The organism is Dermabacter sp. p3-SID358 (genome assembly GCF_025147465.1).
Classification (GTDB): domain Bacteria; phylum Actinomycetota; class Actinomycetes; order Actinomycetales; family Dermabacteraceae; genus Dermabacter.
This window is the reverse complement of sequence record NZ_JALXOZ010000001.1, coordinates 72,226-97,126: the sequence shown is the minus strand read 5'-3', so window position 1 is coordinate 97,126 and position 24,901 is coordinate 72,226. Positions and strand designations below refer to the sequence as shown.

At 63.2% G+C, this 24,901-nt stretch carries 25 protein-coding genes, 3 tRNA genes and 1 other RNA gene; 16 read left to right on the top strand and 13 right to left on the bottom strand.

Going from position 1 to position 24,901, the window contains the following annotated elements; all coding sequences use genetic code 11:
* The first annotated feature begins 33 nt into the window (after positions 1 to 33).
* The gene (gene ppgK / locus M3B90_RS00505; protein WP_259888093.1) at positions 34 to 885 is read left to right on the top strand and encodes a polyphosphate--glucose phosphotransferase; all 852 of its coding nucleotides are present in this window, start codon (positions 34 to 36) and stop codon (positions 883 to 885) included.
* 21 nt (positions 886 to 906) lie between these two features.
* On the opposite strand, the gene rnpB is transcribed toward ppgK, so the two are convergent.
* Positions 907 to 1,242: RNase P RNA component class A (rnpB, locus tag M3B90_RS00500), an RNA gene on the bottom strand.
* Between the two features lie 49 nt (positions 1,243 to 1,291).
* On the opposite strand from rnpB, the gene M3B90_RS00495 reads away from it, so the two are divergent.
* On the top strand, positions 1,292 to 2,062 hold the full coding sequence (locus M3B90_RS00495; protein ID WP_259888092.1) for a YaaA family protein: 771 nt from the start codon (positions 1,292 to 1,294) through the stop codon (positions 2,060 to 2,062).
* A gap of 3 nt (positions 2,063 to 2,065) precedes the next feature.
* On the opposite strand, the gene M3B90_RS00490 is transcribed toward M3B90_RS00495, so the two are convergent.
* The 5 genes from M3B90_RS00490 to M3B90_RS00470 form a co-directional block, all read right to left on the bottom strand.
* Positions 2,066 to 3,112, bottom strand: coding sequence for a S66 peptidase family protein (locus M3B90_RS00490; protein WP_259888091.1), 1,047 nt, complete (start codon positions 3,110 to 3,112; stop codon positions 2,066 to 2,068).
* Positions 3,109 to 3,936, bottom strand: a complete 828-nt coding sequence (locus M3B90_RS00485) for a Nif3-like dinuclear metal center hexameric protein (protein WP_259888090.1) — start codon at positions 3,934 to 3,936, stop codon at positions 3,109 to 3,111. The genes M3B90_RS00490 and M3B90_RS00485 overlap by 4 nt, the downstream gene beginning before the upstream one ends.
* 32 nt (positions 3,937 to 3,968) lie before the next feature.
* Positions 3,969 to 4,433 carry a Fe-S cluster assembly sulfur transfer protein SufU gene (sufU, locus tag M3B90_RS00480; protein WP_259888089.1) on the bottom strand — a complete coding sequence of 155 codons (465 nt, stop codon included), beginning with the start codon at positions 4,431 to 4,433 and terminating at the stop codon, positions 3,969 to 3,971.
* Complete coding sequence (locus M3B90_RS00475) at positions 4,430 to 5,722, bottom strand: aminotransferase class V-fold PLP-dependent enzyme (protein ID WP_259888088.1); 1,293 nt, start codon at positions 5,720 to 5,722, stop codon at positions 4,430 to 4,432. The genes sufU and M3B90_RS00475 overlap by 4 nt, the downstream gene beginning before the upstream one ends.
* 573 nt (positions 5,723 to 6,295) lie before the next feature.
* Positions 6,296 to 6,817, bottom strand: coding sequence for a TetR/AcrR family transcriptional regulator (locus M3B90_RS00470; RefSeq protein ID WP_065248736.1), 522 nt, complete (start codon positions 6,815 to 6,817; stop codon positions 6,296 to 6,298).
* Positions 6,818 to 6,951: 134 nt separating this feature from the next.
* Here M3B90_RS00470 and M3B90_RS00465 point away from each other — a divergent pair, with 134 nt between their 5' ends.
* A complete protein-coding gene (locus tag M3B90_RS00465; RefSeq protein WP_259888087.1) occupies positions 6,952 to 8,043 on the top strand; it encodes a GNAT family N-acetyltransferase in 1,092 nt (363 codons plus the stop codon).
* A 38-nt stretch (positions 8,044 to 8,081) separates the two neighbouring features.
* Positions 8,082 to 8,375: a fumarate hydratase C-terminal domain-containing protein gene (locus M3B90_RS00460; RefSeq protein WP_396122422.1), complete on the top strand. Its 294-nt coding sequence runs from the start codon at positions 8,082 to 8,084 to the stop codon at positions 8,373 to 8,375.
* A gap of 11 nt (positions 8,376 to 8,386) precedes the next feature.
* On the opposite strand, the gene M3B90_RS00455 is transcribed toward M3B90_RS00460, so the two are convergent.
* Complete coding sequence (locus tag M3B90_RS00455) at positions 8,387 to 9,277, bottom strand: NADP-dependent oxidoreductase (protein WP_259888086.1); 891 nt, start codon at positions 9,275 to 9,277, stop codon at positions 8,387 to 8,389.
* Positions 9,278 to 9,380: 103 nt separating this feature from the next.
* On the opposite strand from M3B90_RS00455, the gene M3B90_RS00450 reads away from it, so the two are divergent.
* Together M3B90_RS00450 and M3B90_RS00445 are read left to right on the top strand one after the other, a co-directional pair.
* Entirely contained in the window at positions 9,381 to 9,785 is a 405-nt protein-coding gene (locus M3B90_RS00450; protein ID WP_259888085.1) for a helix-turn-helix domain-containing protein, read from the top strand.
* 271 nt (positions 9,786 to 10,056) lie between these two features.
* Positions 10,057 to 10,587 (top strand): GNAT family N-acetyltransferase, encoded by a 531-nt coding sequence (locus M3B90_RS00445; protein WP_259888084.1) that lies wholly within the window; start codon positions 10,057 to 10,059, stop codon positions 10,585 to 10,587.
* Between the two features lie 87 nt (positions 10,588 to 10,674).
* Here the strand turns inward: M3B90_RS00445 and M3B90_RS00440 are convergent.
* Positions 10,675 to 10,748 (bottom strand) — tRNA-Val (locus M3B90_RS00440).
* Positions 10,749 to 10,824: 76 nt separating this feature from the next.
* Positions 10,825 to 11,235: a DUF3052 domain-containing protein gene (locus M3B90_RS00435; RefSeq protein ID WP_074296849.1), complete on the bottom strand. Its 411-nt coding sequence runs from the start codon at positions 11,233 to 11,235 to the stop codon at positions 10,825 to 10,827.
* A 231-nt stretch (positions 11,236 to 11,466) separates the two neighbouring features.
* Here M3B90_RS00435 and aceE point away from each other — a divergent pair, with 231 nt between their 5' ends.
* The 6 genes from aceE to M3B90_RS00405 all read left to right on the top strand — a co-directional run bounded on the left by aceE (position 11,467) and on the right by M3B90_RS00405 (position 18,359).
* The gene (aceE, locus tag M3B90_RS00430; RefSeq protein WP_259888083.1) at positions 11,467 to 14,235 is read left to right on the top strand and encodes a pyruvate dehydrogenase (acetyl-transferring), homodimeric type; all 2,769 of its coding nucleotides are present in this window, start codon (positions 11,467 to 11,469) and stop codon (positions 14,233 to 14,235) included.
* A gap of 5 nt (positions 14,236 to 14,240) precedes the next feature.
* Positions 14,241 to 14,624, top strand: a complete 384-nt coding sequence (locus tag M3B90_RS00425; RefSeq protein WP_259888082.1) for a GntR family transcriptional regulator — start codon at positions 14,241 to 14,243, stop codon at positions 14,622 to 14,624.
* A 20-nt stretch (positions 14,625 to 14,644) separates the two neighbouring features.
* Positions 14,645 to 15,586, top strand: a complete 942-nt coding sequence (locus tag M3B90_RS00420) for an ACP S-malonyltransferase (protein WP_259888081.1) — start codon at positions 14,645 to 14,647, stop codon at positions 15,584 to 15,586.
* 5 nt (positions 15,587 to 15,591) lie between these two features.
* Complete coding sequence (locus M3B90_RS00415) at positions 15,592 to 16,593, top strand: beta-ketoacyl-ACP synthase III (RefSeq protein ID WP_259888080.1); 1,002 nt, start codon at positions 15,592 to 15,594, stop codon at positions 16,591 to 16,593.
* A gap of 191 nt (positions 16,594 to 16,784) precedes the next feature.
* Entirely contained in the window at positions 16,785 to 17,033 is a 249-nt protein-coding gene (locus M3B90_RS00410; protein ID WP_055087801.1) for an acyl carrier protein, read from the top strand.
* A gap of 87 nt (positions 17,034 to 17,120) precedes the next feature.
* Complete coding sequence (locus M3B90_RS00405) at positions 17,121 to 18,359, top strand: beta-ketoacyl synthase (RefSeq protein ID WP_259888079.1); 1,239 nt, start codon at positions 17,121 to 17,123, stop codon at positions 18,357 to 18,359.
* Between the two features lie 79 nt (positions 18,360 to 18,438).
* Here the strand turns inward: M3B90_RS00405 and M3B90_RS00400 are convergent.
* Positions 18,439 to 18,512, bottom strand: a tRNA-Ile gene (locus M3B90_RS00400).
* A 151-nt stretch (positions 18,513 to 18,663) separates the two neighbouring features.
* On the opposite strand from M3B90_RS00400, the gene M3B90_RS00395 reads away from it, so the two are divergent.
* The 4 genes from M3B90_RS00395 to M3B90_RS00380 all read left to right on the top strand — a co-directional run bounded on the left by M3B90_RS00395 (position 18,664) and on the right by M3B90_RS00380 (position 20,369).
* Positions 18,664 to 18,736, top strand: a tRNA-Asn gene (locus tag M3B90_RS00395).
* An 82-nt stretch (positions 18,737 to 18,818) separates the two neighbouring features.
* A complete protein-coding gene (locus M3B90_RS00390) occupies positions 18,819 to 19,307 on the top strand; it encodes an OsmC family protein (protein ID WP_259888078.1) in 489 nt (162 codons plus the stop codon).
* Positions 19,307 to 19,792, top strand: a complete 486-nt coding sequence (locus M3B90_RS00385; protein ID WP_065247748.1) for a peptide deformylase — start codon at positions 19,307 to 19,309, stop codon at positions 19,790 to 19,792. The genes M3B90_RS00390 and M3B90_RS00385 overlap by 1 nt, the downstream gene beginning before the upstream one ends.
* 85 nt (positions 19,793 to 19,877) lie before the next feature.
* Complete coding sequence (locus M3B90_RS00380) at positions 19,878 to 20,369, top strand: DUF3145 family protein (RefSeq protein ID WP_065247747.1); 492 nt, start codon at positions 19,878 to 19,880, stop codon at positions 20,367 to 20,369.
* Positions 20,370 to 20,400: 31 nt separating this feature from the next.
* On the opposite strand, the gene dnaG is transcribed toward M3B90_RS00380, so the two are convergent.
* Genes dnaG through dusB form a run of 3 tightly spaced genes read right to left on the bottom strand, consistent with a single transcriptional unit; the run spans position 20,401 to position 24,897 of the window.
* Positions 20,401 to 22,407 (bottom strand): DNA primase, encoded by a 2,007-nt coding sequence (gene dnaG / locus M3B90_RS00375; protein WP_259888077.1) that lies wholly within the window; start codon positions 22,405 to 22,407, stop codon positions 20,401 to 20,403.
* 18 nt (positions 22,408 to 22,425) lie between these two features.
* The gene (locus M3B90_RS00370; protein ID WP_259888076.1) at positions 22,426 to 23,736 is read right to left on the bottom strand and encodes a deoxyguanosinetriphosphate triphosphohydrolase; all 1,311 of its coding nucleotides are present in this window, start codon (positions 23,734 to 23,736) and stop codon (positions 22,426 to 22,428) included.
* Positions 23,737 to 23,739: 3 nt separating this feature from the next.
* Positions 23,740 to 24,897, bottom strand: coding sequence for a tRNA dihydrouridine synthase DusB (dusB, locus tag M3B90_RS00365; RefSeq protein WP_259888075.1), 1,158 nt, complete (start codon positions 24,895 to 24,897; stop codon positions 23,740 to 23,742).
* Positions 24,898 to 24,901 lie beyond the last annotated feature (4 nt).

Below are 24,901 nucleotides of genomic sequence, written 5' to 3'. Positions count from 1 at the left end.
GACGTTGTCACTCGCAAGGAGAAGCATTTCACCATGGCTAAGGAAGCATTCGGAATCGACATCGGCGGAAGCGGCATCAAAGGCGCTCCCGTCAACCTTAAGAAGGGTGAACTCGCGGCCAAGCGCGTGCGCATTCCCACGCCGCAGCCCGCGACCCCGGAAGCGGTCGCCAAGACCGTCAAGGATCTCATCGATTCCTTCGATGTTCCCGCCGACATGCCCGTGGGAGTCACGTTCCCCGCGATCATCCAACACGGCGTCGCACAATCGGCAGCTAACGTGGATGATTCGTGGATTGGCGTGAACGTGGACGAGCTTCTCACGGAAGCCACCGGCCATTCGGTTTTCGTGGTGAATGACGCTGATGCCGCAGGTATCGCCGAAATGGAGTTCGGCACCGGTAAGGATAAGTCGGGCCTCGTCATCATGACCACGCTCGGCACGGGCATTGGTTCGGCAATGTTTATTGACGGCAAGCTCATCCCGAACTCGGAGCTCGGGCACCTCAACCACGAGGGCGAAAGCATTGAGAAGTTCGCCGCGAGTTCAGTGTTTGAAAAGCTCGGCATCAGCTACGAAGAGTGGGCGAAGGAACGTCTCCAAGTGTTTTATTCGCACGTAGAGTTCCTCTTCTCCCCCGATCTCTTCATCGTGGGTGGTGGCGTGTCGAAGGATTCGAAGAAGTTCTTGCACTTCCTCGATCTCAACACCGAGATCGTGCCCGCAAAACTTCGCAATGAAGCCGGCATTATCGGTGCCGCTGCTCTTGCCCACGCCGAGCGCAAGCTCGAGGTAAAGAAAGACAAGGGCGAAAAGAAGGCCAAGAAGGATAAGAAGAATGGTTCGGCAGCCGATCTCGCTGCCGAGTCAGTCGAAGAGGCCTGATCCTGAGGGGCGCCACGGGCGCGGACCAGCCAGCCTATAAGCCGGGTTCTGTTTCGACAGTCATCTATCTAGGATCACCGTTACCGGTGACCTCGAGCGGCCTACCCGGAGACTTGGCCTGGCAGCCTTGACGCCTCCTGCATGACCTTGCTCCCGGTGGGGTTTACCGTGCCGCCCCCATCACTGGGGCCGCGGTGGTCTCTTACACCACCCTTTCACCCTTACCTGCCATAGCAGGCGGTTTGCTTTCTGTGGCACTGGCCCGCGGATCACTCCGGGTGGGTGTTACCCACCACCGTGCCAGGAGGAGCCCGGACTTTCCTCGAGGGCTAACCTCGCGACTGTCCGGCTGACTGGTCCAACGCCCGATTTTACTCCACTGCCGATCGATAGGAGCGCGCGCAAGATGTTAATCCTCTTACCACCTTCTGAAACAAAAACGCGTCCGCTCGATCGTGAGGCGCCGTCGGTTGAGCTTTCGTCGATGGCGTTTCCCGAACTGACGAGTGCTCGTCGAACGCTGATCGAGGCGGCTTCCCGAACAGCCCGGGGCGAACACGCCATGGGGAAGCTCAAGATTCCCGCTTCGCAGCCGGAGCTTCGCGAGCGCATGGCACAGATCATGAGCGAACCTGTCGCGCCTCCGCTTGAGGTGTACTCCGGGGTGCTTTTCGATGCGCTCGGGAAGGTTAAGGCTTCCGACGGTTGCAGGCTCCTCATTGCCTCCGCGCTTTTTGGGCTCGTTGACAGCCAGGCTGATCTGATTCCGGCATACAGGCTTTCGGCGGGAAGCGAAGTCGATGGCCTTGGAAAGGTCGCACCGTGGTGGAAGCCACACCTCAAGAGCATCGCCCGCGACATCGAGCGAAGCGGTGAGGTCGTTGTTGATTGTCGCTCTGGCGCGTATCGCACGATGATGCCGCTCAAGGGCTCCCAGGTGCTCGAGGTCTCCCCCGTGGCGGTGCGCGACGGTAAGCGACGCGTGATTAGCCATGATGCGAAGCGTTACCGGGGGCTCGTGGCTCATGCCCTCGGCGAGGCGAGTGCTCCCGCTGAGACCGCCCGTGATGTGCTCGCCATCCTCGAAGAATCGCTCGGGGACTCCCTCGGCTTTGAACTCACCTCGGGGAAGTCCCGTTCGGTCCTCACCGTGATCGACGATTGGGAACGCCGCTAGGCCCTACGAGCCGTAGTGGCCTGTAATGGTCTCGCGCTCGGTGTCGAGCGTGATCTCGCCGCCATAGGGGATCACGTACTGAGGGCGAGTGTGGCCGAAGGGAAGGCCAAAACACACGGGCATGTCGGGGGCGTAGCGTGTGAGTTCGGCGAGCACATAGTCACGTTGGGCCGCGCGGCGGGCCGCGCGCACATTCTCAGGTGCGGGATTGTCGCGATCGTCAACGAGAGGTCGAGCCACGAGTACGCCTGCGGCAGCCTCAAGGTAGCCCCTCTCCCCCATACCGCGGATCCAGCGGCCCACGATATCGGCGGGAGGAAGAAATTCTGAGGTTTCGAAGATGAGAATTGCGTCTTCGAGATCGACGGGATCCGGCAAGCGATGAGCCCAGGCGAGCTGGTCGAGTACCTCGAGGCAGCCACCCCACGTGCGGCCACGCACTCGGGTCTTTCGGCCGTAAAACTCGAACGGAACCGCCGCTTCACGAGGGGAGGCTTCCGTGAGGGCACGGTCCTCACTCCAGTCGTACCCGTAGTCTTGGCTATCCGCCGGGAGCGCATACGTCATATCCCCCGTGCCCGTGAGCGCCGCGCGAAGTGAGGTGACGTGTTCGGAATCCACCGTCGGACCACTTCCGAGATGCACCATGCTCGAGCCGCCATAGAAGCTTGCAAGCCCGTGCGCGAAAAGCCACGAGTGGAGATTGGTGTTATCGCTATAGCCGAAAAAGGGCTTTGGATCGGCGAGAGGAAGATCTGGATCGAGGTAACGGAGAATCCGTATCTGGTCGTCACCGCCGATCGTCGACATGAGCGCGCGAATCTCGGGATCGGCGAGAGCCGCGTTCACGTCGCGTGCACGCTCCTCGGGGCTTGCCCCAAGCGCGCGAGTCGTGGGGTACTCGACGACTTCGACATGGAAGAACTCTTCGAGCCTGCGCATGGCCTGCTCGTGGATGGCCGGGAAATACGCGGGCGCGGCCCACGCGGGAGAGAGCACGGCGATCTTATCGCCCTCGCGCACGGGCATCGGCTTGACGAGAGGTTTCATCGCGCAGCTCCCGTGAACGGGTCGCTCGAGATTTCAGATACCTCAACCTCGAGCTCGGGGAACTCTTCCCGGAGAATTTCCCCGAGATGCGGCAGGTAGAGCGATTCGCTTGCATAATGCGGGAGATCGATGAGCGCGGGTACGCGGGCGTGATCGGCTTTCGATTCGAGGTGCTCGAGCGCCGGGTGGTGGCGAAGATCGGACGTGATATAGAGGTCCGCGTTGGCTTGCGTTGCGGTCTCGAGGAACGAGTCTCCCGCCCCGGGGCACACGGCAATTCGCCCTACCTCGCGCGCGGCTTCGCCCGTGTGAAGCACGCCTTGCGCTGTCGCGGGCACTGCTCGAGCAATGAGGCGCGCAACCTCGCCAACCGTCGAGGGCTCACGAAGTTCGCCGACGGCGCCAAGCCCAAAGAAGGACTCGCCTTCCTGAGGCTCGCCGGGAGCGAGAGGCTTCGCCCCTTGTAGACCGAGAAGCTCGATCCACGCGCCCACCGTTCCGTTGCGGGACCGATCGCTGTTCGTGTGCCCGCACCAGAGGCCGCCCTGCGAGCGAAGAAGCGCTGTTGCGACCGCACCTTTGCCGCTCGTTGCGGGAAGAAAGTTCGCGCCTCTGAGCAGCAGCGGGTGGTGGGTGATGAGAAGGGTCCCCGGATTCTTCGCAGTCTCGTGGGCTTCGGCAACCGTCGGATCTACGGCGAGGCGAAGCCGAGCGACGTCCCAGGTGGGGTCGCCGAGTACGAGACCCACGCGATCCCAATCCTCTGCCCACTCAAGCGGGTAGAGGCCTTCGAGGAAAGAGGTAACCTCGGCGATGTTTGTCATGGGAGCCTCCCGATAGGTTGTGGGTGTGAGCGTCAGTTGCCCTTCGCACGCGACACTTGAGCCTCGGCAAGTGCCGCCTGGTAGGCCTTCCACGCCATGAGCACGCACTTGACGCGACCGGGAAACTTCGCAGCTCCAACGAGCGCGATGCCGTCGCCGATGATCTCCTCATCGCCCTCGTTCTTGCCACGCGAGTGCATAACCTCATCGAAATGCGCGTAGGTTTTCTGCGCGTCCTCGAGGCTTTCCCCGATGAGCAAATCGCTCATGATCGAGGCGGAGGCGCGGCTCATCGCGCATCCCGTCGCGTCGTAGGAGAGGTCTTTGATGGTCGGATTGTCGGCATCACCCTCGAGTTCGATCCGCAGCGTGATCTCGTCACCGCACGAGGGGTTGACGTGGTGGACCTCCGCCTGGAACGGCTCGCGCAGCCCAAAGTTTTGAGGCCGCTTATCGTGCTCAAAGATGAGCTCGGAGTACATCGCATTGAGGTTCATCGATCAAATCCTTTGAAGTATGAGATGGCTTCCTCGAGCGCGGAGGCGAGGCGATCGACCTCGTCGAGCGTGTTATACACGCTGAAGCTTGCGCGCGTCGTTCCGTGAACACCATATCGACGATGAAGTGGCCACGCGCAATGGTGCCCCACGCGCACTTCAACGCCGAGCGTGTCGAGGACTTGCCCAATGTCGTGGGGGTGGCGGCCTTCAACGCTGAACGCGACGGCGCCCGCGCGCCCTTCGCCCGGGCCCTTGCCGATGATGCGCACGTCATCAATCTCCGCGAGGTTCGTGAGGGCACGCTCGGTGAGGGCAGCTTCGTGGGCAGCGACGTTCTCCATCCCGAGGTTCTGGAGATATCCGACGGCTGCCTCAAGCCCAATCGCTTGCGAAATCATGGGAGTGCCGGCTTCAAAGCGCGCGGGTGGCTCCGCATAGGTCGTGCGGTCCATGTGCACGATCTCGATCATCGAGCCGCCAAGCAGAAACGGCGGCAACTCCGCGAGAAGTTCGTATCGCCCCCACAGCGCGCCGATGCCCGTGGGGCCCAGCATCTTGTGTCCTGAGAAGGCGAGGAAGTCGACACCGAGGTCGGTCACGTCGATCGGCATGTGAGGCGTCGATTGGCACGCGTCAAGCACCGTGAGCGCACCGACTTCTCGGGCGCGCCGCGCGAACTCACGGACGGGGTTGATCGTGCCGAGCACATTCGACTGGTGAGCGAAAGCGAAAACCTTCGTCCGTTCGCTCAAAAGAGAATCGAGGTACGTGAGGTCGAGCTCGAAGTCGTCCGTGAGCGGAATGTAGCGAAGTGTCGCGCCCGTGCGGCGAGCGAGTTCCTGCCACGGCACAAGGTTCGAGTGGTGTTCCATCTCGGTCACGAGAATCTCATCGCCCTCGCGCACGCGCACATGTTCAGGGGTTGAGACATCGCCGTTGCCGAGAGCGTAGGCGACGAGGTTGAGAGCCTCCGTCGCGTTCTTCGTGAAAGCGAGTTCCCGCGCGTCGGTGGCTCCTATGAACGTCGCGATCGATTCGCGAGCACCCTCGTAGCGATCCGTTGCGGCTTCGGCAAGCTGGTGCGCACCACGTTTGACCGCGGCATTGTGCAAAGTCAGGAACTCGATCTCAGCATCGATGACGCTTTGCGGGCGCTGACTCGTCGCCCCCGAGTCCAGATACACCAGCGGTCTTTCATCCGCGAGGTTCTGATGGAGAATCGGGAAGTCGCGGCGGATAGCCTCGACGTCGAGCCCGGGATGCTGCGCGGACACTTCAGGTGTCATGGATGAATGCTCCTTGTCGACCGTTCGAGCGTGCGACCTCCAGTATAGGAATTTTGCAAAACCGAAAGCGCAAATCTGTGGGGAATATGTCAGAGCCTCACACGAGCCGTTCGGGCCACGGGCCCCGCCCTTCGTCCGGAGCGAAGATACAAGGGCTGCGCCCGCATTGTCGACACGCCGTGCGCTCACCGCGACTGAGCAACCAGAACACAACGTCACAACACCCTCACTCTTCGCGAAGAGTGAGGGTGGCGATGATGGACCTAGCAGAAAGCTTGTAGAAACTCGCCCCACCGGTGGGTTCCATGAGATCACTGCACCGAACGATCCGCAGTCGCGCGGGGCGGCCTACCCAACGTGAGCCAGAACCGGTAAGTCCGCACCGCAGCATCGGTAGCGAGGCAGTCGACTCTCTGGAACGGCGGTATCACGATAGCGAGGCGCTCCGCGCGATCGCGAACGATGTCGGGATCAGCCCGTCCGACTATCGGCGCACTGCGAAGGGGCGCACTCTCACGGAGACCAGTCCGTGGCCATTAGCGACGCAGGGCGGCCCCGAATCAAAAGGCCCCCTCACGACAGGAGTGCCGTGAGGCCGTCGGAGAGAATCTCGCGTGGGCTGACGTGGTGCGTCGCGTGGAGCCGCGCATAGGTAGGAGCTTGGTCAGGGTCAATGGCGACGCGCTTCTCGTCAGACGCCATGGGTGCGGTCAGCGAGGCGCCAATCACCAGGTTGGACAATCGGTAGGCAGTTCCCAGCGGATCCGGGGTACCCGCTTGTTCGAGCAGGACGCACATCCGCTCGGAAAGGGCCAGGTACGCCGGGCCCCTGGGAGCGCGCATACCGATGACCTGACCGGCCCACCGGTGGGTCGTGAGGTGCGCGAAGAAGGCGTGCATCAGGGCAGACAGGTCGGCGTTGCGGATCGACTCGGACATCACGGGATCGTCTGCAAGCGCTGTGTCGAGGGCGAGGTCGAACAGGTCGTCGACGGATTCGACGCGGGAGTACAGGCTGGCTGGAGCGACACCCACCTGTTGCGCCACAGATCGCAGGGTGAGGGCCCTCAACCCGCCTTCGTCCAGCAGCCTCACCGATGCCCTCGCAACCTCCCCGATGTCCACCGCGCGGAGGCGTCGCACAGGTCTGCGATGTTCCCAGTAGCTCACCCCACCAGCCTAACCAAACACGCTTCAGTTAGCTATCCATTCTATGTTAGGTTTAGCGCATGCTGGATGCCACCACCCTCCCGATCACCTTCGAGAACACTCGCCTACGCCCCTTCTCTGAGCTGGACGCAGACGCGTATGCCGCCGGCACCAAGGATGAAGCTGTGCGGCGCTTCGGCCACCTGCCCGAGTCCGACTACACCCCCGAGTCCGTGCGACGGATGATCCGTGACGAGGTTGCTGAGGGTCTGTCGTCCGGCACGCTGGCAGTCCTCGCACTTGCCGACGCCGAGACGGACCGGTTTGCGGGCTCCTTGGTGCTCTTCGACGTCAGCTCCGAGGCTGCCGAGGTCGGGTTCTGGATTCATCCGGATGCGCGGGGAGCAGGGCACGCTCGTCGGGGCCTGGAGTTGGCATCGCGCTTCGCACGCAACAGTGGACTGCGAACCTTGACAGCACGCACGCTCCTGGAGAACAAGGCCTCCCAGCGGTGCTTGACGAACGCAGGGTTCCATGAGGTCGAGCGAGCCGTCGGAACCACGCCCGCAGGACAGCGCGAGGAACTATTCCATTACCGGCGCGATCTCAAGCCCACCGCCCAGTGGCCGTTGGCGACGGAGCGGCTCCGGCTCCGTCCACATAACGCCGACGATGCCGAATGGCTTCACGAGCTGTACTCGCGACCTGACGTTGCCCGCTACCTGCTGGACGAGCCATGGACCGCGGAAGTCACCCGCGACAAGCTCGCCGAGCGCCTGAGCAAGACCGGCCTTGATGGCGAGACTAGCGCGCTTGCGCTGGTCATCGAGCATGACGGCGTCCCGATCGGAGACGTCGCGTTGTGGCTCACCGATCACGAGCACCGTCAAGGCGAGATCGGGTGGGTTCTCGACCCAGCGCACGGTGGGCAAGGTTTCGCCAGCGAAGCCGTCCGAGCAGTGCTCGCCCTCGGGTTTGACCACTACAAGCTCCACCGCATCACCGCGCAGATGGATGCTCGCAACCACGCCTCGGCAGCCCTTGCCAGCCGCGTCGGGATGCGACTCGAAGCACATCACGTCCAAGATTGGTTCAGTAAGGACGAATGGACCGACACCCTCATCTATGCGCTGCTTGCTTCCGAGAACAAGCAGCAACCATCTAGCCACTGACTTCGGCGGAGTCGCGCACAACAGCCCACGGTGTCTTCATGTCGACGCCTCATGACAGTGATGCCGAGCAATTCCAGCAGGATTGCATCAAGAGGGTCGAGGTCGTCGAATACGAAAAGCTCGGCATGGATGCGGTGTGGAAGATCGAGGTCGAAGACTTCCCGGCCTTCATCGTCGTCGACGACAAGGGCAGCGACTTCTTCGCCGATGTCAACAGGCCCATCGCTCTGACGATCTCGCGGCGTCCCGACCTCGACTCGGTCCCGGGGGGAGTGCTCTCGGCCGCCGGGATCGGGCCCCAGCCAGGCCCCGGCGGCCGCGTCCATCCCTGAGGTCAGCCTGCTCAGAAGGTCAGGACGACCCGACCGCGCAGGCCACCCTGCCCGACCAGCGCGTACGCCCGGTCGAACTCGGAGAAGGGCACTTCCTCGGCGATGCGTACGGCAAGGTCGCCCGTGTGGCCACGACGAAGCAGCTCGGCCAGGCGTACGCCATCGGCTTGGACGAAGATGTCGGTCGGTTCGATGCCGCGCTGCGCAGCGACCGGGGCGATGGGGAGGACGCCAACGAATGCACCTCCGTCCACCACAGCATCGATGGCGGCGGCCTGGAGCCCGGCGGCGTCGGCGACCGCGTCGTAGGCGCGGGGCTCGATCTCGGTGACCAGGTCTGCTCCGGTGGTGGTGACGAACTCTCGGTCGGTGGTCCGGGCCAGGCCGGTGACTCGCCATCCCGCCTCGCGCGCGAGCGGAAGGACGTAGCCGCCCACGGCACCCGCCGCCCCGGTGACCAGCAGCGAGCGCCCGGCCCCCGCGCCCAGAACATCGACGAGCATCGCCGCAGTCGGGGCATTGAGGGCGACGGAGGCGGCCGCCGCGTCGGACATGCCCTCGGGGATCGGCGCAACAGAACCGGCCGGCACCGTCACCAGTTCGGCGTGCGCGCGCAGCGGATCGGCGGGGTTGCCGGTCATTGCGGCGACGCGTTGTCCCACCGAGACCCCGGTGACGTCGTCGCTCACCGCCTTGACGATGCCGGAGAAGTCCCAGCCGAGGCCGACATCGCCCGTCAGGCCGAAGGCCTCGCGCACCTCGCCGTCGGCGATGCGGACATCGATGGGGTTGACGGTGGCGGCGGTGGTGGCGATGACCACCTCGCCAGGGCCCGGATGGGGATCGGGGACGTCGACGAGGACGGGGAGTGGGGAGCCGGCACGGCCGACGAGTGCTCGCATGGGAGTTCCTTTCCTTGGGTGGTTGACGTCGTCCACTGTGACGGTCAAACTCTCCATAAGGAAGTAGGCACCGAAAGGTCGGGTACGCACCCGGAGGAGAGTCATGGCCACCATGTCCGCCGCCCAGCGAGCCGAGCAGTCGCGACGCGAGTTCGACGCCTTCATGGCCGGGTGCGCCAGCCGTCAACTCCTCGACCGGATCGCCGACAAGTGGGTGACGCTGGTGTTGGCCGCCCTGGGCGAGAGCGAGGACGGCCTGCGCTATTCCGAGCTCTCGCGTCGACTGGCCGGGGTCAGTCAGAAGATGCTCACTCAGACGTTGCGGGCGCTCGAGCGGGACGGGCTCGTGGCGCGGGAGGTGACGGCGTCGGTGCCGGTGCGGGTCGACTACCGGCTGACTGCTCTTGGCCGGTCGCTGCTGGTGCCGGTGATGCAGCTCAAGGCCTGGGCCGAGATCCACATGACGGAGGTGCTGGCGGCGCGGGAGGCGTACGACGCCCGCGGGTGACGCCCGATGTGCTGCTATTCAGCTCTCTTGTCCCAAGGCTGGACGGTATGGGTGACACCGATCGGAAACGTCGCCCTCGGGTTCGACCACTACCCGCTCCACCGCATCACCGCGCAGATGGATACGCGCAACAGCGACAGGTGTCTTCATGTCGACACCTCCTAGCTGCGATGCCCAGCAACTCCAGCGGACCGCCACGCACTGAAGTCCTATGCTGATGCCGGGTCGGCCAGCCCAGCCCACTCGGATCCGGACCACATCGGAGAACACCATGACGCAGTTCGCCATCGACCTCGGCAACAACGACAAACTCGTCCTCCGAGAAATGTGGACAGTTCCAGCACTCCACGCCCTCATCGAGAAGAACCTCGACCGACTCCGCCAATGGGAGCACTGGGCCAAAGGACCGCAGACCGAGGAGGGGCTCGCCGCATTCACCACTCACCAGATGCACCAGTGGGTCGACGGCCAAGCCCTGCCCGCCGCCATCGTCAGCCAAGGACACGTGGTCGGCTCCATCGGTGCCCGGATCGATTCCTACATCGGCGTCGCCGATCTCGGCTACTGGATCGACGCGGACGCCGAAGGCCGCGGCTTGGTCACCCGCGCCGCACGCACCCTAATCGATCATCTCCACCAAGACCGAGGCATCCGCCGAATCGAGATTCGCACCGCCACCGAGAACGTTCGCAGCCGCGCGGTCGCCGAACGTCTGGGATTCACACACGAAGGCACTCTCACCGCCGCACATATCGCTGGCGACCGCGTCCACGACACCGCCCTCTACGGCCTCATCCCCTGACCCCGAACTGTCACCGCAGAAACCAAACTGCCCCCGCCATCAAGCGGGGCAGATCGATCTTCACATCGTGAGTTGAGTCATCGTGAGTGGGTCTTGAGGGACTCGAACCCCCGACATCCACGGTGTAAACGTGGCGCTCTAACCAACTGAGCTAAAGACCCGCGCGGGCAATCATCCCACGATGCGCCCGAATCGGCAAAACGGGAACGGCGCGGGTAAAAACCCGCACCGAAAAGCCTAGGATCGAGAGGCGAGGCGCGTACCTGACCAGTCCGGTGCGAGCGACACGGCGTTCATGCCACGAAGCCCCGCGGTATTCGCCGCCTCCTGAATGTCTGCGGGATCCACGTGACCTGGGCGCCCGGGCTTCGGCGTAAGAAGCCACACGGGGCCACCGGCAACGAGACTCGAGAGGCAATCGACGAGACCATCGGTGAGATCCCCGTCGCCATCGCGCCACCACATGATCACGCCATCAACGATCTCGCGAGAGTACTCATCTTCGAGGTCGGCATCAATGAGGTCCTCGATGGCGTCGCGGAGGTCGAGGTCTACATCGTCGTCGTACCCGAACTCCTGCACAAGCTGGCCTTCGTGGAACTCAAAAACTTCGGCAAGGTTGTCGCTCGAAGCTGCAACCGGTGACAAGGGGCGACTCCTTTGGAGATCGGGAAGTGAGATGGGGCATCTCCGGACGTTCCAACTGTACCGAAGGTCGATGGCGGTGTCACTCACAAAAAACTATGCGAGAAGTGGCCCGGGCAGGTGAGAGTCACGGCACCTTTCTCGCCCTCGCGCTCACCTCCCTTTCGGGCGCACGCTATACGCTAGATGCGCACAATGGCGGGCCCTAAGGCACAGCCCTTTTTCACTCACACCATGAGGGAGAACACAAGCGTGAACTCGAACGACATCACCGGGCGTCAAGGAATCGGTCTTCCCAGCCACGCAAACGACGTGGATCCCGAAGAGACGAGGGAGTGGATCGACTCTCTCGACGCGGTCGTGGCGAATGGCGGGCCTGAGCGCGCCTCACACATCGTCGGAAACCTCCTTACTCACGCGCGTGCACGGGACCTTGACGTCCCGAGTGTGGAGAACACCGACTACGTGAACACGATCGCTGCGAAGGACGAGCCCGAGTACCCGGGTGATCTCGACATCGAGAAGTCGATTCGCCGAGCTGTGCGCTGGAACGCCGCGATGCAGGTGCACCGCGCCCAGCGCCCCGAGATCGGTGTGGGTGGTCACCTTTCGAGCTACGCCTCCATTTCAACCGTGTATGAAGTGGGCTTCAATCACTTCTTCCGTGGCCGCGAGCACCGCGGTGGCGGCGACCAGGTGTTTTTCCAGGGGCACGCTTCCCCCGGAATTTACTCCCGCGCCTTCCTCATGGGCCGCTTGAGCGAAAAAGACCTCGACGGCTTCCGCCAGGAAAAGTCGAACCCACACGGCATCCCGAGCTACCCGCACCCGCGCGCGATGCCGGAGTTCTGGCAGTTCCCGACCGTCTCCATGGGCATCGGCCCGGTCAACGCGATCGAGCAGGCCTCAATCAACCGCTACCTTCACAGCCGCGGTCTCAAGGACACGAGCGAACAGCACGTGTGGGCGTTCCTCGGGGACGGTGAGATGGACGAGGTCGAGTCGCGAGGTGCACTGCACATTGCCGCGAACGAGCAGCTCGATAACCTCACGTTCGTCGTCAACTGCAACCTTCAGCGGCTCGATGGGCCCGTGCGTGGTAACGGCAAGATCATTCAGGAGCTCGAAGCGCAGTTCCGCGGTGCCGGCTGGAACGTCGTCAAGGTCGTGTGGGGCGAGGGCTGGGACAAGCTCTTCGCCGAAGACACCGACGGTGCGCTCGTGGACCTCATGAACACGACGCCCGATGGTGACTTCCAGACCTTCCGGGCCGAGTCCGGCGGCTTCATTCGAGACAACTTCTTTGGCCGCGATCCGCGCACGAAGGCACTTGTCGAGAACATGAGCGACGCCGATATTTGGTGGGGCCTCAAGCGCGGCGGCCACGATCCGAAGAAGATCTACGCGGCGTTCAAGCACGCCATGACCGTGAAGAATGGCAAGCCGACCGTGATCCTCGTGCACACCATTAAGGGCTACGTTCTTGGCAAGAAGTTCGCGGGCCGCAACGCGACCCACCAGATGAAGAAGTTCACGATCGAGGATCTCAAGCAGCTGCGCGACACGCTGCACATTCCGTTCACCGATCAGCAGCTCGAAGCGGATCTCTACGACCAGCCGTACTACATGCCGGCGGAGGACTCCCCCGAGATGCAGTACATGCGCGATCGCCGGGCCGAGCTCGGCGGGGTTGTTCCCGATAACCGCCACAAGAAGGCCACGTTCACCGTGCCCGGTGAAAAGACGTGGGCCGTTGCGAAGCGTGGCTCGGGCAAGCAGGAAGTCGCGACGACCATGGCACTCGTTCGGCTGCTCAAGGACCTCATGCGCGATAAGGAGACCGGCAAGTACTGGGTTCCGATCATCCCCGATGAGGCACGCACGTTCGGTCTCGATGCGATGTTCCCGACCGCGAAGATCTACAACCCGAAGGGGCAGAATTACCTCTCGGTGGATCGCGACCTTCTCCTTGCCTACAAGGAATCGGCGCAGGGCCAGATCAAGCACATGGGCATCAACGAGATCAGCTCGACGAGTGCCTTCACTGCCGCGGGTACCGCGTATTCGACGCACGAGGTGCCGCTCGTCCCCTTCTACATCTTCTACTCCATGTTCGGCTTTCAGCGCACGGGCGATTTCTTCTACGCCGCGGGTGACCAGATGGCCAAGGGCTTCGTCATCGGCGCGACCGCCGGTAAAACCACCCTTGCCGGCGAGGGACTCCAGCACATGGACGGTCACTCGCCGCTCCTCGCCTACACGAATCCGGCGGCGGTCATCTACGACCCGGCTTACGGTTACGAGATCGGCCACATCGTGCGCGATGGTCTGCAGCGCATGTACGGCGATAACGAGGAGCGCCTCCAGGAGGTCTTCTACTACCTGACCGTCTACAACGAGCCGATTCACCAGCCCGCCGAGCCTGAGAATGTCGATGTCGAAGGCATCATCAAGGGCATGTACAGGGTCGACGAGGTCCAGGAGGGCGATGGCCCGGTCGCACAGCTCATGGCTTCGGGTGTCGCTGTGCCGTGGACTCGCGAGGCGCGCGACCTTCTTTACAAGGACTGGGGCGTGCGCTCTGCCGTATGGTCGGTGACGTCGTGGAGCGAGATGCGTAATGACGCTCTTGCGGCCGACAAGCACAACTTCCTCCACCCCGAGGAGGAGCCGAAGACTCCGTGGATGGTCGAGAAGCTCAAGGACGCCGAAGGACCGTTCATCGCGACGACGGACTTCGACTACCTCGTTCCCGACATGATCCGCCCGTGGATCCCGAACGACTATGCGGTTCTCGGTGCCGAGGGTTGGGGCTTCTCTGATACTCGCGCTGCCGGGCGTCGCTACCTTCACATCGATCGCGAGTCTCTCGTTGTACGCGCGCTCAAGTCCCTCGCCGACCAGGGAAAGATCGATCCTTCGGTCGTCAAGCAAGCCATCGATAAGTACGACCTGCTCAACGTCAACGCCGGAACCTCCGGCGGTGCGGGTGGGGACGCCTGACCGCCGTGAACGCCGAACTGCCGTGGTTGCGCATCGACGCGTCTGCGCCGAATGCGGCCGCGCAACTCCACGATGCGATAGCGAACGCTGCGGCGGAGGGCACTCTCGCTCCCGGTGAGAAGCTGCCCTCCGTGCGGGCGCTCGCCGAGGCCTTGAGCGTTGCACCGAATACAGCGGCGAAGGCCATCAAGTCGCTTGCGGCGGCGGGTATTGTGGAAACGGATGGCCGACGCGGCACACGCGTGAAGCCCTGGGGCGAGGTGGAACGCTCGCTTCAGGCGGCTCTCGCGCACGCCGCGCACCTGGCAATTTCCTCGGGGGTGGGGTCCGACGCCTCCCTCGCAATGTTTGAGGCCGCGCTTCGCACGGAAGCGGCCTCCTCTCGATAGACACGTGAAAGGACAGTGGCGTGCTCGTCATTGCATCGCCCGGACAGGGCGCCCAGAAGCCGGGGTTCCTCGCCCCGTGGCTCGAGATCGATAGTGTCGCTGAATACGCGGGCTCCCTCGGTGAAGCTGCGGGCGTGGATATCGTGAAGCACGGGACCGAGTCGGATGCCGACACGATCCGCGACACGGCTGTTGCTCAGCCACTTCTCGTCGCGTCGAGCCTCATCGTGCACAGTGTTCTCTTTGGCGCCCTCGATGTTCCCCGCCCCGATTTCTATGTCGGCCACTCGGTGGGTGAGGTAGCTTCCGCGGGCCTGAGTGGAGCGCTTACGGAGACCGACGCCATGGAGTTCGTTCGTGATCGCTCGAGGGCCATGGCCGATGCCGCTGCTGCGGAGGAGACAGGCATGGCCGCGGTCGTAGGTGGCGTACGCGAAGAGGTGCTTGCGAAGATCGAGGCAGCCGGTGCCGTTCCCGCGAACATCAACGGAGCTGCACAGGTCGTAGCCGCAGGTTCACTCGCGCAGCTTGAGGCTCTCAAGGAGAATCCGCCAGCTAAGGCGCGCGTGATCCCGCTTCAGGTTGCCGGTGCGTTCCATTCGCCGTTCATGGCGAGTGCCCGTGAGGTGCTTGCCGCGCGCGTGAGCGACTATTCGGTACGTCAGCCGCAGATTCCCGTGATTTCGAACGCCGACGGTGCCGTGGTTCGCGACGGCCAGGCTTTCCTCAACTCGATCGTCACCCAAGTGGCGAACACCGTTGATTGGCTTTCGTGCATGCGCGCGTTCGAAGCCGAGGGCGTTACGGGCCTGCTTGAACTTGCGCCTGCGGGCACGCTCACTGGCCTCGTCAAGCGCGACGCTAAGTCCCTTGCGCGATTTGACCTCAATACTCCCGATCAGCTTGACGCCGCGCGAGACTTCGTGCGCGAGCACGCCGGCCAAGCTCCGAAGGAGGCGTAGTTTCAGTGGTCAATCTTCGCCCTTCGAAGCCCGTTGCGGGCTCGAAAATTCTTTCTTACGGAGCTGCGCGCGGCGACCTGGTTGTCACGAACGACGACATCGCCGGGCCCATCGACTCCTCAGATGAATGGATTCGCCGCCGCACGGGCATCGTGACCCGTAAGCGCGCGAGCGAAGGCATTCACATGATCGACCTCGCCGAGACTGCCTCGCGGGAAGCAATCGAGAAGTCAGGGCTTAAAGCTGCCGACATCGACACGGTGATCGTCTCGACGATTTCCTTCGAGTATCAGACGCCGTCGGCGGCAACCCTGCTTGCCGCACGCCTCGGCATCGAGGACGCCGTCGCGTACGATATCTCGGCGGCGTGCGCGGGCTTCTGCTACGCGGTAGGTCAGGCCGATGCCCTTGTACGCTCGAGCGCCGCGAAGAACGTCTTGATCGTCGGTGCCGAGAAACTGTCGGACCTCATCTCCCCCACTGACCGCTCGATCTCCTTCCTCCTCGGCGACGGGGCGGGCGCCGCAATCGTCTCCACAAGTGACGAGCCGAAGATCGGCCCGACGATCTGGGGAAGCGACGGCGAACACTGGGAAACCATCCGTATGACGCACTCGCTTCTCGAGTACCGCGACAAGCCGGAGCTCGGCTTCCCGACACTCGAGCAGGATGGCCGCACCGTGTTCCGTTGGGCTGTGTGGCACACCGCCGAAATCGTCCGCAAAGCGCTCGACGAAGCGGGGCTCACCGTCGGCGACATCGACGTGTTCGTCCCCCACCAGGCGAACATGCGCATCATCGATGAGCTTGCTAAGCAGCTCAAGCTTCCCGAGAGCGTCGTGATCGGCCGCGACATCGCCGATACGGGCAACACCTCCGCGGCTTCCGTTCCACTCGCTGTGCATCGCCTCCTCGACGAGGGACAGGCGAAGTCCGGTGACGTGTGCGTGCAGATCGGCTTCGGCGCCGGTCTCGCATACGCGTGCCAGATCGTCGTTTTGCCGTAACGCGTGCCCCGTATTGTTTGGTCGAAGCCGTGCCCAAAGAAAAGGTTCCTTGAAAAAGAACACGGGGCAGGAAGCGACCGGCAGTAGCGAGACACGCGTCAAACTTGCAGCCGTCGGAACCTGAACCTTCAGGTTTTGCACTGTAGGCTAATGCCGCTGATTTAATTCGTAAAGCACAAAGGAGAGCCTCCATGGCACACACCGAAAACGAAATCCTCGCCGGCCTCGCCGAGATCGTGAACGAGGAGACCGGTGTTGAGACCGCTGACGTTCAGCTCGACAAGTCGTTCACCGACGACCTCGACATCGACTCGATCTCGATGATGACCATCGTCGTGAACGCCGAAGAGAAGTTCGACGTTCGCATCCCCGATGAAGAAGTCAAGAACCTCGTCACCGTCGGCGACGCAGTGAAGTTCATCGAGAACGCTCAGGCCTGATTTTTTGCTAGTGCGCGCTCGCCCGTTTGTGGTGGGCGCGCACTGTAGTCTTTTCGCCCTTTTCCCTCACGCCTGCAAGGAGAACCCATGAGCGAGAGCCCTCGCGTAGTTGTCACTGGCCTCGGCACGTTCAACCCGCTTGGAGTCGACATCGAGAGCTCCTGGGAAGCCGCCCTTGCGGGAACCTCGAGCGCTCATACGCTCGAGAACGACTGGGCCGAGCGCTACGGGCTCGCTGTGAACTTCGCGTGCAGGGTTGCGGGCGATCCGCTCGATCACCTTTCAAAACCCGAGGCGAAGAAGCTCGATCCGAACGGCCAATACGCGATGATCGCTGCCCGCGAAGCTTGGAAGGACGCGGGTAGCCCCGAGGTCGATCCGCTTCGCCTGGGAGTCGTAGTTGGCACCGGCATCGGTGGTGTATGGACGATCCTTGACCAGTGGGACACCGTGAAAGAACGCGGTGCGCGCCGCGTCAACCCGTTCACCGTCCCCATGCTCATGGCGAACTCCGCGGCCGCGCACATCGAGATCGAGTTCGGAGCGAAGGCCGGTGCCCATACCCCCGTTTCGGCGTGCGCCTCGGGCGCCGAGGCTCTTGCACACGGCCTCGACTTCGTGCGCAGTGGCCGCGCCGATATCGCCATTGTTGGTGGCACCGAAGGCTGCGTGCACCCGCTCCCCCTCGCGGGCTTCGCGAACATCCGCGCTCTCTCGACTCGCAACGATTCGCCCGAGACCGCTTCTCGCCCGTACGACCGTGATCGCGACGGCTTCGTGCTCGGTGAAGGCGCCGGAATCATGGTCATCGAGACCGAGGAACACGCGAAAGCACGCGGTGCGCATATCTACGCCTACCTCGCGGGCCGCGGCATGGCGTCGGACGCCCACCACATTTCCGCACCGAGCACCGAAGGCCAGGCGCGTGCGATCCGCGAATCCCTCACCGATGCCGGCCTTGCCGCACGCGACGTCGTTCACGTCAACGCGCACGGCACCTCCACCCCGCTCGGCGACCTCAACGAACTCGAGTCCATCTCGATCGCCCTCGAAGGCCAAACCGACCAGGTCGTCGTCACCTCCACCAAGTCGATGACGGGCCACCTCCTCGGCGGCGCGGGCGCCGTGGAATCAATCTTCACCATCCTCGCCCTCCACAATCGGGTGGCGCCGCCCACGATCAACATCGAGAACCTCGACGAGGGCGTCACGATGGACGTCGCTAACGGCAAGCCGCGCGAGCTCCCAAGCGGCGACATCGCCGCGATCAACAACGCCTTCGGCTTCGGCGGCCACGACATGTCGGTCGTGTTCGCAAGCGCGTAACTCGCGCACTTTATGCACACACAAAAACGGGGTCCGACGGTTGTCGGGCCCCGCTTGTGCTGCATGTGAGGGACGTAAGTAGGCCCGGCGGGGCTTGAACCCGCGACCGACGGATTATGAGTCCGGTGCTCTAACCAACTGAGCTACGGGCCCGTATGCGCACTCCATTATCGCCACTCGTGAGCCTCCTTGGAAAATTCGGCGCGCGCGAAGTGCAGTTGCGTGTCCTTTGGCACATCGCGGCCGGATCCGGCGCTTGAATTGGCGATCTGATCCCGGTCGCTGCTAATGTATTTCGAGTCGATCCCCCATAGCTCAATCGGCAGAGCATTCGACTGTTAATCGAAGGGTTATTGGTTCAAGTCCAATTGGGGGAGCAAGAGAAGGCCTCGGGAAGACCCGGGGCCTTCGTTTTTCTCGTGTGCAGAAGCACCAGCCGTGACCGGAGAGGAAGAATCCATGAGCGTTCACTCACCCGAATCGTTTGAACGCCCCGCGGGCTTCGGCCCGGGAAGCGTATGGGTCGATAGGGTCGCGACGCGCCAGTTCGTCGGCCACACTCAAAGCGGGGTAGAAATCCCAATCGGACTCGAGGACGGGCGTGTGAGCCCCGGCGAGCTCTTGAAGCTCGCGCTCGTCGGCTGTGCTGGAATGTCGATGGATCACGCGGTCGCGCGGCGCCTCGGCGAAGATTTTGCAGCCCGTCTCTACGCACACGGCACGTCTGACGAGAAGGACGACCGCTACCATGAGATCGACGAGTCGATCCAGCTGGACCTTTCGGGGCTTGACGAGCGTGAGCGAGAAAAGCTCGCTTCCGTGATTGACCGCGTCATCGACGCTGCGTGCACGATTCAGCGCACTGTCGTTCCGGGTGCTGAGGTGCGCCACGCAATTAGCGACGCAGGCGGCTCGGTAGGTACTGCGTCTCACGAGGAGGAGAAGTAATGGCGAAACGCGATATCCGCGTCGTTGGCGATCCGGTTCTGCGCACCGAATGCGATCCGATTAAGGAGATCACGCCCGGCGTGCGTGCCCTCGTGGATGATCTCCTCGAAAACGTCAACGAGGAGGGCCGCGCCGGCCTCGCCGCCAATCAGATTGGCGTGAGCCTCAGGGCCTTCTCATGGAATATCGATGGCGAGCTCGGATACATCCTCAATCCCGTCATCACGTACCTTTCGGACGAGAAGCAAGGCGGCGACGAGGGCTGCCTCTCCGTGCCTGGGCTTTGGTTCGAACGTGAGCGTTCGGCGAAAGCCGCGTGCGAGGGCATCGACCTTGACGGCAAGAAGGTCACGCTCGAAGGCGAAGGCATCGTCGCGCGCCTCATTCAGCACGAGGTTGGTCACCTCGATGGCGCCCTCTACATCGATGGCCTCGAGAAGAGCGAAAAGAAGAAGGCATTGCGGGCAATCCGCGAAACCCTCTAGACTGTTCAGAGGCCCGAGCCAGGCCGCAACAGGTATCAACGCGAATCGTGGGGAAGACGTTTCGATTGATACGAAAGGTAAGCCCATGGCTCGTGGAACCCTCACAATCCACTCCGTGTCGCGTGCCCTTGCACCTCACCTTGAATGGGCCGTCAGCGGAGTTCTTGGCGTGCCCGTGCGCGTCAAGTGGCATCGCCACGAAGGCGACCCCTCGCAGCTGCGCATGGGGATCAACTGGACCGGCCCCGAAGGAACGGGCGCACGCCTCGCGACTGCGCTTCGAGGGTGGGACGGCGTGCGCTTCGAAGTCACGCAAGAACCGAGCGTCGGGGAAGAAGGCTCGCGCTGGATGTACACGCCTTCGCTCGGCATTCACCACGCAGCAATCGACGCCGCGGGCAACGTCACCCTCACCGAGGATCGCATCCGCTATTGCCTCGCGGCAGGGTCTGGCGACGCCGCCCGCATCGACCATGAGATCGGTAAGGCCCTCGGCGAGGCCTGGGATCATGAACTGGAGAGCTTCCGCGCCGCCGCAAGCGGTGAGGAGCCTCGCCGCCTCCACCTCGTCGGCTAGTTGTGAGTTGGCCGACGACTGCGCGTCTCCCCTACTCCTTGAGCGCCCGGAGCCGTTGCTGCGCTACTTGTAGCGCGGTCATCGTCGCGCGGAATTCCTCGGCATCCCGATCGGGTGTAAGCCTGCCGAGTTTCCGGCGAAGCTCCGAGATCTCGTGCGTGTAGCTCAATTGCTGGAGACGCCGCATGAGCGCGGGACCGAGGCGATTGAGCTGTTGCTCGTCGCGCGCGGGAAGCGGGTATGAGGCAAGATCACCGATGAGGGGCCTGAGCGGCTCCCCTGCGATTTCCATAACTGCCTCGACGAATGCGCGAACGCTCACCTTGTTCTCGGCTGCGTCGTCAAAGAGACCGGTCGCAATCACGCAATCCCACACACTTTGAAGCGTCACGGTGCGAAAAGGCTCATCGGGAAGAGCATGGACGTCTTCAATGCTGACAGCCCAGGGTGCTTGGAGCATGAGCGCGAGCGCCTGCACCTCGGCCGCCTCGATCGGGTCGCGCGTTTGCGTGATATCCCGCAGGCGAATGGGCGACAGTAACGGTTCAGACTCCTCGGGTGCGTGGGGAGCGTCGGAACTGCCGTGACCCGGGCCTTCCGGGGCGTTTTCCGACGCCTGCTGCGCAATCCGGCGTTGTTCATAGACCGCCTTGCCCGCGTCTTGAACCGCTCGTTGCACCGTCCTCTCGTCGAGGCCAAGCCAGCCCGAAAGTCTGCGGGCGTATTCGGGCCGAAGCGCGTGATCACGGATCTGTGCCACGACCGGCGCGGCCATGCGCAGCCCCGCGATCTGCCCCTCGGCTGTATCGAGGTCCACGCTTCGCAGCGCCGCTCGGATCGCGAATTCGAACATGGGAATGCGCGCAGCGATCACGTCTTTGAGCGCTTCTTCCCCTCGCTTGACGCGAATATCGCACGGATCCATTCCTTGGGGGTCCACGGCGACATAGGTCTGGGCAACAAAGCGTTGGTCCTCGCGGAATGCCTTGAGGGCGGCGTTCTGGCCCGCTTCATCTCCGTCGAAGGTGAAGATCACCTCTCCCCCAGCACCGGCAAAAGCACTGCCCGCGCCGCTCGCGAGGTTCAGCGAGCTCAGCGCCGACGTATCTCCCATGATGCGGCGCACGAGCGTGACGTGCTCGGAACCAAACGCGGTGCCGCACGAGGCGACGGCCGTGTCGATTCCGGCCGCATGCGCCGCCATCACGTCGGTGTAGCCTTCCATGACGACCACCTGGCGCTTTGAGGAAATGTTCTTTCGCGCGAGGTCGAGACCGTAGAGGACCTGCGACTTCTTGTAGATCGGGGTCTCGGGGGTGTTGAGGTACTTCGGGCCCTTGTCGTCGTCAAAAAGGCGGCGCGCTCCAAAGCCGATCGTTTTGCCCGTCACATCGCGGATCGGCCAGATCAGGCGGCCGCGAAAACGGTCATACACGCCGCGCTGCCCCTCAGAGACGAGCCCGCTCAGAGTTAGTTCCTTTTCCGTAAATCCGCGCCCACGCAAATGTTTCGTGAGATTGTCCCAGCCCTGAGGAGCGAAGCCGATGCCAAAGTGCGCGGCGGCGCGAGGGCCGAAGTCACGTTCGGCGAGGAACCGGCGGCCGATCTCCGCCTCGGGGCTCGTGAGATTCTCGCGGAAGAATTGCTCCGCGACCTCGTGCGCGGCGAGCAAACGTTGGCGAGTGCCGAAATCGGTACGCGGCCCGGAATCGCGGTCAGCGCGGGAAGAGGATTCTTCATATCGCAAATGGATACCGTAGCGCGACGCCAAGTATTCGACCGCTTCGGTGAAGCTCATGTGGTTGATTTTCTGGACGAATTCGATCACGTCTCCGCCCTCGCCGCAGCCGAAGCAGTGGTAGCGGCCGATCGCGGGGCGAATGTTGAACGAGGGTGTTTTTTCATCGTGGAAGGGGCACAGCCCCTTCATGGAGCCTAGGCCCGCGCTCCTGAGCGTCACGTGCTCCGATACGATCTCCTCGAGGTTCGCGCGCTCGCGCACGGCAACGATGTCCTCGCGCTTGATGAGGCCTTTCACGCGAACTTTCCTCGCTCTCTATAACGGGATCTCGGGGCCGAACCCTGGAAGCGGCACATCGCCCGCTAGCGCGTCTGAGTAGGCGCCCGAGAAGAACTCGGAGTGAAGGCGCACCGCAGAGACGTCGGTGAGTGAAGCGATCTGATCAACGATAACCCGCTCGCGTTCCTCGAGAGTTTTCGCCCGCTCGTAGAGAACGGTAAAAATCGGGTCGAGATGCGCGGGACCCGTGCGGCGAAAGAGTGCGAAAAGGTCAGTGAGGATCTGCTCCTGCAGGGCGTACACTCCCTGCTGCGCCCTGCTCGACATGACGTACGCGGCAGCGAGCCCCTTGAGCACCGCAATCTCACGCTCGGTATCCTCTGGCACCACAACGCTTCCTTCAAAGCGGGCAAGGGCGTGCGAGCCGTGTGCTTCTCGGGTCGCCTCGACGACCGAACCGACGAAACGGCCGATCAGCTGCGAGCACATGTCTTTGAGAGCTGCCGCGGAGAATGGATCGCCCGAATATTCCCACTGCCACACCGTCTCCTTCTCGAGGCGACTGAGGGCAACATCGAGTTCTTCGAGTGAAAGATGCGGCGCATACCAGTCCTGCACAACAAAGAGTGCAGCCGCGCGCTCTTGTGGATCCTTCAGTGCACTGAGCGTGATCGAGCCGCCCGTGATGGCATCCTCAATATCGTGGACCGAATAGGCGATGTCGTCGGAGATATCCATGACCTGAGCCTCGAGGCATTTGCGGTGCTCGGGTGAGCCCTCGCGTGCCCACTCATACACGGGCAAGTCGTCCTCGTACACCCCAAACTTGGGGGAATCGGGGTTCGGGCCCTCGCCCCGGCGCCACGGGTACTTGACAGCGGCATCGAGAGCGGCGCGCGTGAGGTTGAGTCCATAGCTCTTTTCGCCCCCGAGCACCTTCGGCTCGAGCCTTGCGAGCAAGCGCAGAGTTTGCGCGTTTCCTTCGAACCCGCCGATATCGCCCGCAAGGTCGTTGAGAACGCGCTCACCGTTGTGGCCGAACGGCGGGTGGCCAAGATCGTGCGAGAGGCACGCGGCATCCACAATGTCCGGGTCGCATCCAAGTTCGTGCGCGATATCGCGCCCCACCTGCGCGACTTCGAGCGAGTGCGTGAGGCGCGTGCGCGAGAAGTCGTTCGAGCCGGCACCGAGCACCTGTGTCTTTGCGCCTAGGCGCCGAAGCGCCGACGAGTGCAAAATGCGGGCGCGGTCGCGTTGGAACGGAGTGCGCGCTTGCGACTTCGGCGGTTCAGTGTAAAACCGCTCGATATCGCGTGAATGGTAAGGGGCGGGAATGTGCGGCGGCATGACTCACCCTCCAGAGACGGACAACTCCGCCTCGTGCAAACGGGCGCGATGTTCATCGGAGATCTCGCGGGAGTCGAGCCAGCCGTCGGGCATATGCGTGCGCTTCGGGTGGCCCGCGCGCCCGCGTGGCCCCTCGACCGGCTCCCCTGGATACGGGGCATCCCAATCGAGCACGGCAAGCTTTTCCTTGAGGTCGTCGAGAGAGGCCATCGTCGCAAGGGCATGTCGAGCCTTGCCGCCCACCGGATATCCCTTGAAGTACCAGCCGACGTGCTTGCGAAGATCCCGCACACCGCGGCCCTCGTCTTCGAAGAAATCGATGAGAAGCTCCGCGTGGCGAATGAGCACTTGGGCAACCTCGCCGAGCGTGGGTTTCACCCTGTCTGGCTTGCCGGCGAATCCTGCCGCGAGGTCGGCGAAGAGCCACGGGCGCCCCTGGCAGCCGCGGCCAACGACGACCCCATCGCATCCGGTTTCCTCAACCATTCGCAGGGCATCCTCTGCGCTCCAGATATCGCCGTTGCCAAGCACGGGGATGCTCGTCACGGCCTGCTTGAGCTTCGCGATTGCCTCCCAGCGGGCATGCCCGGAGTAGTGCTGGTTCGCGGTGCGGCCGTGAAGAGCGATCGCGGCAGCACCCGCTTCTTCCGCGATGCGGCCTGCGTCCAGGTAGGTGAGGTGCGAATCATCGACCCCCATGCGAGTCTTGACCGTCACGGGTACATCCTCGGCTGCTTTCACTGCCTCGGTCACGATGCGGGTGAACAGTTCCGTTTTCCACGGAAGCACAGCACCGCCACCCTTGCGAGTGACTTTGGGAACGGGGCAGCCGAAATTGAGGTCCACGTGATCAACGAGGTCGAGCTCGCGAAGTACGCGAATGGAGGCAGCGATCGTCGCGGGGTCCACCCCGTAGAGTTGGATTGAGCGCGGCGTTTCGCGCGGCCCCATCGTCACGAGACGCATCGTCTCCGGGTGCCGCTCCACAATCGCGCGGCTTGTCACCATTTCGGAAACGAAAAAACCACCGTCATTCGCCGAATGGCGCGCACCAAACTCGCGGCACAAAAGTCGAAACGGCATGTTCGTGACCCCCGCCATCGGGGCGAGAACGACGGGGGTGTCGCTCGTGTGGGGGCCGATCGTGAGGGAACGATTCATACGT

Bases quoted from the DNA above. Each gene is read 5' to 3' on its own strand.
- ppgK (WP_259888093.1), top strand. From the start codon at position 34: ATGGCTAAGGAAGCATTCGGAATCGACATCGGCGGAAGCGGCATCAAA.
- M3B90_RS00495 (WP_259888092.1), top strand. From the start codon at position 1,292: ATGTTAATCCTCTTACCACCTTCTGAAACAAAAACGCGTCCGCTCGAT.
- M3B90_RS00490 (WP_259888091.1), bottom strand. From the start codon at position 3,112: ATGAAACCTCTCGTCAAGCCGATGCCCGTGCGCGAGGGCGATAAGATC.
- M3B90_RS00485 (WP_259888090.1), bottom strand. From the start codon at position 3,936: ATGACAAACATCGCCGAGGTTACCTCTTTCCTCGAAGGCCTCTACCCG.
- sufU (WP_259888089.1), bottom strand. From the start codon at position 4,433: ATGAACCTCAATGCGATGTACTCCGAGCTCATCTTTGAGCACGATAAG.
- M3B90_RS00475 (WP_259888088.1), bottom strand. From the start codon at position 5,722: ATGACACCTGAAGTGTCCGCGCAGCATCCCGGGCTCGACGTCGAGGCT.
- M3B90_RS00465 (WP_259888087.1), top strand. From the start codon at position 6,952: ATGCTGGATGCCACCACCCTCCCGATCACCTTCGAGAACACTCGCCTA.
- M3B90_RS00460 (WP_396122422.1), top strand. From the start codon at position 8,082: ATGTCGACGCCTCATGACAGTGATGCCGAGCAATTCCAGCAGGATTGC.
- M3B90_RS00455 (WP_259888086.1), bottom strand. From the start codon at position 9,277: ATGCGAGCACTCGTCGGCCGTGCCGGCTCCCCACTCCCCGTCCTCGTC.
- M3B90_RS00450 (WP_259888085.1), top strand. From the start codon at position 9,381: ATGGCCACCATGTCCGCCGCCCAGCGAGCCGAGCAGTCGCGACGCGAG.
- M3B90_RS00445 (WP_259888084.1), top strand. From the start codon at position 10,057: ATGACGCAGTTCGCCATCGACCTCGGCAACAACGACAAACTCGTCCTC.
- aceE (WP_259888083.1), top strand. From the start codon at position 11,467: ATGAGGGAGAACACAAGCGTGAACTCGAACGACATCACCGGGCGTCAA.
- M3B90_RS00410 (WP_055087801.1), top strand. From the start codon at position 16,785: ATGGCACACACCGAAAACGAAATCCTCGCCGGCCTCGCCGAGATCGTG.
- M3B90_RS00405 (WP_259888079.1), top strand. From the start codon at position 17,121: ATGAGCGAGAGCCCTCGCGTAGTTGTCACTGGCCTCGGCACGTTCAAC.
- M3B90_RS00390 (WP_259888078.1), top strand. From the start codon at position 18,819: ATGAGCGTTCACTCACCCGAATCGTTTGAACGCCCCGCGGGCTTCGGC.
- M3B90_RS00385 (WP_065247748.1), top strand. From the start codon at position 19,307: ATGGCGAAACGCGATATCCGCGTCGTTGGCGATCCGGTTCTGCGCACC.
- M3B90_RS00380 (WP_065247747.1), top strand. From the start codon at position 19,878: ATGGCTCGTGGAACCCTCACAATCCACTCCGTGTCGCGTGCCCTTGCA.
- M3B90_RS00370 (WP_259888076.1), bottom strand. From the start codon at position 23,736: ATGCCGCCGCACATTCCCGCCCCTTACCATTCACGCGATATCGAGCGG.
- dusB (WP_259888075.1), bottom strand. From the start codon at position 24,897: ATGAATCGTTCCCTCACGATCGGCCCCCACACGAGCGACACCCCCGTC.